Origin of the sequence: Calidithermus roseus (assembly GCF_003574095.1) — a bacterium.
GTDB lineage: Bacteria > Deinococcota > Deinococci > Deinococcales > Thermaceae > Calidithermus > Calidithermus roseus.
In genome coordinates this window covers 1-4,384 of sequence record NZ_QWLA01000128.1, presented here as the reverse complement: position 1 = coordinate 4,384, position 4,384 = coordinate 1, and the positions used below count along the sequence as shown (strand labels likewise).

Annotated in this window: 3 protein-coding genes; all 3 read left to right on the top strand. The window is 72.4% G+C overall.

All coding sequences use genetic code 11. The features are described 5' to 3' along the window. On the top strand, positions 1–1,058 hold a 1,058-nt coding region (locus tag Mrose_RS17840; RefSeq protein ID WP_119280555.1), incomplete at its 5' end, for a putative baseplate assembly protein. Further along, positions 1,055–3,778 carry a putative baseplate assembly protein gene (locus Mrose_RS17835; protein WP_119280553.1) on the top strand — a complete coding sequence of 908 codons (2,724 nt, stop codon included), beginning with the start codon at positions 1,055–1,057 and terminating at the stop codon, positions 3,776–3,778. The genes Mrose_RS17840 and Mrose_RS17835, both read left to right, overlap by 4 nt. Further along, positions 3,775–4,384: hypothetical protein (locus tag Mrose_RS17830; RefSeq protein ID WP_220452362.1), on the top strand; the 610-nt coding region annotated here is incomplete at its 3' end. The genes Mrose_RS17835 and Mrose_RS17830, both read left to right, overlap by 4 nt.

The window sequence follows — 4,384 nt, the reverse complement described above, 5'->3', positions numbered from 1 at the left end:
CCCCCAAGCGCGGCCCCGTCACCCAGCGGGCCCCCTTCGACCCCCAGGCCCCGGCCCAGCAGGCCCTGCGCTGGGAGATGGGCGAGGTGCGTCCGGCCATGGTGCTCTTCGAGGGCGGCGACCGCAACCTCGCCTGGCAGCCCCGGCGCGACCTGCTCGCCAGCGACCGCTTCGCGCGGGAGTTCGTGCTCGAGGTCGCCGAGGACGGGCGCAGCCAGTTGCGCTTCGGCGACGACGTGCTGGGGCAGGCCCCCACCCCAGGCGTACCCTTCGAGGCGCTCTACCGTGTGGGCAACGGAGCCGCGGGCAACGTGGGGGCCGAGGCCATCGCCCACCTGGTGCAGCCCCTGGGCCTCCCGGCGGGCGGCATCCTCCGCGTGCGCAACCCCCTGCCGGCGGCGGGCGGGCTCGAGCCGGAAGGGCTGGAGGCGGTGCGGCAGTACGCGCCCCAGGCCTTCCGCCGCCAGGAGCGGGCGGTCACCGAGGCCGACTACGCCGAGGTGGCCCAGCGCCACCCCGAGGTGCAGAAGGCCGCGGCCACCTTCCGCTGGACCGGGAGCTGGTACACGGTGTTCGTCAGCGTGGACCGCAAGGGGGGCCGCCCGGTGGACGCCGCCTTCGAGCGGGAGTTGCTGGGGCACCTGGAGCGCTTCCGCATGGCGGGCTACGACCTCGAGATCGACGGCCCCCGCTTCGTGCCGGTGGACCTGGCCCTGGAGGTCTGCGTAGCGGCAGGGCACTTCCGCTCCGGCGTCAAGGCCGCCTTGCTCGAGGCCTTCAGCACCCGCGAGTTGCCCACCGGGCCAGCCTTCTTCCACCCCGACCGCTTCAGCTTCGGCGACCCGCTCTACCTCAGCCAGGTCTACCGGCAGGCCCTGGCCGTCCCCGGCGTGGCCTCGGTGGAGGTCAGGCGCTTTCGGCGCTTCGGCAAGACCCCCGCCAGGGAGCTCGAGGAGGGGGTGCTGGCGACGGGGCGGCTGGAGGTGATCCGGCTGGACAACGACCCCAGCCGGCCCGAGTTTGGCCGGCTCGAGCTGACGATGAAAGGAGGGTTATGAAGCTCGACCCCTGCGGCTGCTGCGAGGGCATCGAAACCCTCACCCCCACTCCCATCCACAACCCTCCGGGGCTCAGCGCCCTGGCCTACCGGGTGGGCACCCACGCCAGCTTCAAACAGAGCATGCTGGCGCGGCTGGGCCAGCACCCCCCGCTACGACCCCTCACCACCCGCCAGGACGACGACCCCACCATCGCTCTGCTCGACGCCTGGGCCAGCGTGCTGGACGTGCTGAGCTTCTACCAAGAGCGCATCGCCCAGGAGGGCTACCTGCGCAGCGCCACCGAGCGGCTGAGCGTGCTCGAGCTCGCCCGGGCCATCGGCTACGAGCTGCGCCCTGGCGTGGCGGCCAGCACCTACTTAGCCTTCGAACTCGAGACCGCCCCCGGTGCCCCCGCCGAGGTGCCCATCCCCATCGGCACCCGGGTGCAGAGCCTGCCGGGACCAGGCGAGCAGGCCCAGACCTACGAGACCGTCGAGGCCATCACCGCCCGGCCCCACTGGAACGCGCTCAGGCCGCGCCAGAGCGAGCTGCGCTACCCGGCCTTCGGCGACCGGCACCTCTACTTGCAGGGCACCGCCACCCAGCTCAAGCCGGGCGACCCCATCCTGATCGTGGGCGACGAGCGCCTGAGCGGCACCGACACCGAGCGCTGGGAGTTCCGCCGCCTGAGCGAGGTGATCCCCCAGCCCGAGCAGAACCGCACCCTGCTGCGCTGGCTCGAGCCCCTGGGCAGCCGACTTCCCCGCGTGAGGCCCCCCGCCAAGGGGCCCAGGGTCTTCGCCCTGCGCCTGCGGGCCGCCCTCTTCGGGCACAACGCGCCGGAGTGGGCCGCGCTGCCGCTGGCGCTGCGCATCGGTGAGCGCAACCCCCAGGACAACAGCTTCGTGGCCGGGGCCTTCGCCTCCAAGCAGAACCAGTGGGCCGACGCCAAGTTCGCCGCCGGGACCACGGTGCTCAACCTGGACGCGGTGTACGAGCCCATCAAGGCCGGAAGCTGGATCGTGCTGGCCCAGCCGGACAACCCGCCCTACGTCGAGCTTTACGAGGTGCGGAAGGTGGGCGAGGAGAGCCTCAGCCGCTACAACATCTCCGGCAAGAGCACCCGCCTCGAGGTCTCCGGCGAGCACATCGAGAAATTCTCGCCCCGCGGGGCCAGCGTCTTCGCCCACAGCGAGGAATTGCCCCTGGCCGAGCATCCGCTGGAGCTCGAGCTGTGGGGCAAAGAGCTCGAGCTCGATTCGCTGGCTGCCGACCTGAGCAAGAACCAGGTGCTCATCGTCAGCGGAAAGCGGCTGCGCATCGGGCTGCGGGAGGAGCGCAAGGGCGGGCTCGAGGGCACGGGCGGCAGCGCGGGGAGGGGCATCCTCCCCGAGGGCTCGCTGCTGGTGCTGGCCCCGCCGAAGCCCCTGGGCGACGGGCGCGAGCTCTGGAGCCTGCGCGACGCCTGGGGCTTCGAGGGCACCCTGACCCTGCGGCGTGAGGCCCTGCGGCAGCTTCCCGCCCTGCCCCAGGACGAGGAGGTGAGCGAGGTGGTGCGGCTGGCCGACTTCCCCGGCCTCACCGACCCCGAGCACAGCCTGCTCGAGCTACAGGCTCCCCTGGTCTACTGCTACGACCGCACCACGGTGCGCCTGCAGGCCAACGTGGCCCTGGCCACCCACGGCGAGAGCAAGGAGGAGGTGCTGGGCAGCGGCGACGCCACCCAGCCCTTCCAGAGCTTCAGCCTCAAGCAGAGTCCCCTCACCCACGTGGCGGCCAGCACCCCCTCGGGCACGCTGAGCACGCTCGAGCTGCGGGTGGACGGGGTGCTGTGGAGCGAAGTGCCCTCGCTCTACGGGCGGGGCCCCCGCGAGGAGGTCTTCACCCGCCGCATCGGCGACGACGGCAGGGTGACGCTGCGCTTCGGCGACGGGGTCAGCGGGGCCCGGCTGCCCAGCGGCAGCGAGAACGTGCGGGCGAAGTACCGCGTGGGGACCGGGCTGGCCGGACTGGTCAAGGCCCGCCAACTCAGCCTGCTCCTGACCCGCCCCCTGGGGGTCAAGGGCGTGAGCAACCCGCTGGCCCCTAGCGGCGCCCAGGACCCCGAAAGCCGCAACGACGCCCGCCACAACGCGCCCTTCACGGTGATGACCTTCGAGCGCGTCGTCTCCTTGCAGGACTACGAGGACTTCGCCCGCACCTTCGCCGGGGTGGGCAAGGCCAAGGCCACCTGGCTGCCGATGGGCGAGCGCCAGTTGGTTCATCTCACCGTGGCGGGAGCGGCGGGCGCCCCCATCGAGCCCGGCTCCGAGCTGTTCACCCGCCTGCGCGAGGCCATCCGCGGCTACGGCGACCCCTACCAGCCCTTCCGCATGCAGTCCTACGAGGCCCTGCCCTTCGCGCTGAGCGCCGAGGTGCGCACCGACCCCCGCTACGAGCGCGAGGCGGTGCTGGAGGAGGCCGAGCAAGCCCTGCTGCAAGCCTTCGCCTTCGAGCAGCGGGCCTTCGCCCAGGGGGTCAGCGCCAGCGAGGTGATCGCGCTGATCCAGGGGGCCCATGGGGTGGTGGCCGTGGACCTCAACGCCCTGCACCTCGCCAGCCAGAGCCCCCGCCTCGAGCCCCGCCTGCCGGCCCTGCCGGCCCGCTGGGACGACCCACTGCGGCCCACCCGGCTCTTTCCGGCCCAGTTGCTCACCCTCGAGCCCAAGCACCTCGTCTTCACGGAGATGACCCCATGACCGGCCAGGACCTCTACCAACTGCTCCCCGCCCTCTACCGCCTGAAGGACGGTGAGGAGCAGCCCCTGCTGGCGCTGCTGGAGGTGCTGGCCGAGCAGGGGAGGCTGCTGGAGGAGGACATCCGCCGGCTCTACGACAACTGGTTCATCGAGACTGCCCAGGAGTGGGTGGTGCCCTACCTGGGCGACCTGCTGGGCGTGCGCAACCTGCACCCGCTAGAGGGCGAGGTCTTCAGCCTGCGGGCCTACGTGGCCAACACCCTGGCCTACCGCCGCCGCAAGGGTACGGCCAGCGTGCTCGAGCAGCTCGCCCGCGACACCACCGGCTGGCCGGCCCACGCGGTAGAGTTCTTCGCCCGGCTGGCCTCCACCCAGCACCTCGACCACCTGCGTCCCGATCAGGGCGGCTGGGCCTCACTGCGCGAGGCCCAGCGGCTGCAACTGGTGGGCGGTCCCTTCGACCCCCTGGCCCACAGCGCCGAGGTGCGGCGCGTCGCCAGCGGGCGGGGGCGCTACAACCTCCCCAACGTGGGCCTGTTCCTCTGGCGCTTGCAGGCCTACCCCCTCGAGGCCCCCCAGCGCCCCTTCGACCTGCCGCCCCTGAGCC